This is a genomic window from Lacrimispora sp. 210928-DFI.3.58, assembly GCF_020554865.1.
GTDB lineage: Bacteria > Bacillota > Clostridia > Lachnospirales > Lachnospiraceae > Enterocloster.
On record NZ_JAJCIC010000087.1, the window covers coordinates 1 to 2,200 of the forward strand.

Consider the following 2,200-nt stretch of genomic DNA (forward strand, 5'->3'; position numbering starts at 1 on the left):
GCGCTACACCAATAAGCCTGTTACTGACCTCACGCTTGGGGATGCTGATGCCTTTCTTACCACGAAACGTCTTCAGGGCAGATCTCCCGAAACTCACAATCATTACCGTTCTTCCATCAAGTTTCTCTATAAAAGAGTCTTAAAGATTGCCTGGGATGATGAGGAAGTCCCGGCAATGAAGCGTGAGCGGCATCTTCCCGCTGTCCTTACTCTGCAGGAAATCAATGCTATTATTGATGCCACTTCCAATCTTAAGCACAAGGCCATTATCGCTACCATGTATTCTTCCGGCCTGCGTGTGTCTGAGGCTGTCCATCTGCACTATGATGACATTTCACGTACAAACATGACCATTCATGTCCGGGAAACAAAAGGCCGTACCGACAGATACACGGTCCTTTCCCAGAGGAATCTCGGCCTGCTTACGGAATACTGGTTTCAGTGCGGCAGGCCCAAAGGGATTCTCTTCCCAAGTTCATGGACTGGTGATTACCTTGATATTGCAAGCGTCAATCAGTTTTTCAAGGCAAGCGCAAAAAAAGCCGGCATTACACGCCGCGTATCTTCCCATGCCTGCCGTCACAGCTTTGCCAGCCATTTATTCGAGAGCGGAGTGGATATCAAATATATCCAGTCTCTTCTTGGTCATGTTGATCCCCGTTCTACAGATGTATATCTGCATGTAAGTAATAAAACGCTTCTTGGCATCCGCAGCCCTTTCGACCATCCGGAAGGCGGTCAACCATGAGTGGCAGCTGTTCAATACAGGATGTTTTCAACAGATTTTATCACGGTTTTGAAAAGGCCCATAATCTCTCTGCCCTGCAACGGAAGGCAGCTTATCACATCATGAACTGCAAGACCGGTGCTTTCGGCGTTAACGTAAGTGTCTGCAGCGGCTGCGGCTGTATTTCCATCCACTATAATTCCTGCCGGGACAGGTGCTGTCCCATGTGCCAGGAACTCCCCAGGGAAAAATGGGTTGATGCCCGCAGGGAGGACATACTGGATGCCCCATACTTTCATGTGGTGTTTACTGTTCCGGAAGAATTGAATCCTGTCATATACAGTAACCAGAAGCTGCTTTATAATGCATTGTATCATGCAGCCTCCGATACATTAAGCGGTCTTTCTTCTGACAAAAAATATCTTGGGGCCGATATCGGATATATCTGTATCCTCCACACTTGGGGAAGCGCAATGAATTTCCATCCACATATCCATGCCATTGTGCTTGGCGGCGGGCTTGATTCCAAGAGCCAATGGAAAGATCATGGCGAAGACTTTTTCCTTCCTGTCAAGGTCATTTCCAAAGTTTTCCGTGGGAAATATCTCTCTGAATTAAAACAGCTATGGTCTGACAAAAGGCTGGCATTCCACGGCACTGCTAAACCCTACAAAAATCATGATACTTTCAAAGAACTTTTGGACACGTGCTATGCGAAGGAATGGATCCCTTATTGTAAAAAGCCGTTTCGTGGTGCGGAATCCGTTATCAAATATTTGGGCAAGTATACTCACCGGATTGCCATCAGCAACTACCGCATAAAAAGTATGACAGACACGGAGGTCACCTTTACGGTTAAGAATTATAAAAATAAAGGGCAGTGGACAGAACTTACCCTTTCCGGGGAAGAATTCATCCGGAGATTTCTAATGCATGTTCCTCCCAAACGTTTTGTCCGTATGCGCCATTATGGTCTTTTGGCTTCCCGCAACAAAAGTAAAAAGATAACTTTATGCCGTAATCTTCTCGGCTGCAAGAAGTATATTTCCAGGTTTAAAGATCTTCATGCCCCTGCCATAATTAAGCTGCTTTATAACAAGGATGTCTGCAAATGTTCATCCTGCGGCGGAAATATCATTCCCTTGCTGCCTGACAGGTATTATGCAAAACCTATACCACATATGCGGTGTTAAATACCGTTAACTGGATATTTTTCAAAACAGCTTCCTCTGGAGGCTTGTTTGCGGTGCCCAAAACATGGGTGTTCAGGATAACCTCTATATTTTATCTTCCTGTTATGGTATACTCAAGTACAGAAGTGCCAGGATTGAAAACCCATATATATCTCATACCCGGACGCGCTTTGTTCAACCAGGAAAAATCGAAACTGATGCAAACGAAAGGGCAGTTATCAGAGAGATTTTGGAGCTGCTTTTTCGTTTGCACCACCTTCGATTCTTTCCTTAACGATTT

At 45.3% G+C, this 2,200-nt stretch carries 2 protein-coding genes; both read left to right on the forward strand.

Translation table 11 applies throughout. The annotated features are described in order from the left end of the window. Positions 1-748: tyrosine-type recombinase/integrase (locus LIZ87_RS21985; protein WP_227149215.1), on the forward strand; the 748-nt coding region annotated here is incomplete at its 5' end. Next, on the forward strand, positions 745-1,920 hold the full coding sequence (locus LIZ87_RS21990; protein WP_227149216.1) for an IS91 family transposase: 1,176 nt from the start codon (positions 745-747) through the stop codon (positions 1,918-1,920). The genes LIZ87_RS21985 and LIZ87_RS21990, both read left to right, overlap by 4 nt. Positions 1,921-2,200 lie beyond the last annotated feature (280 nt).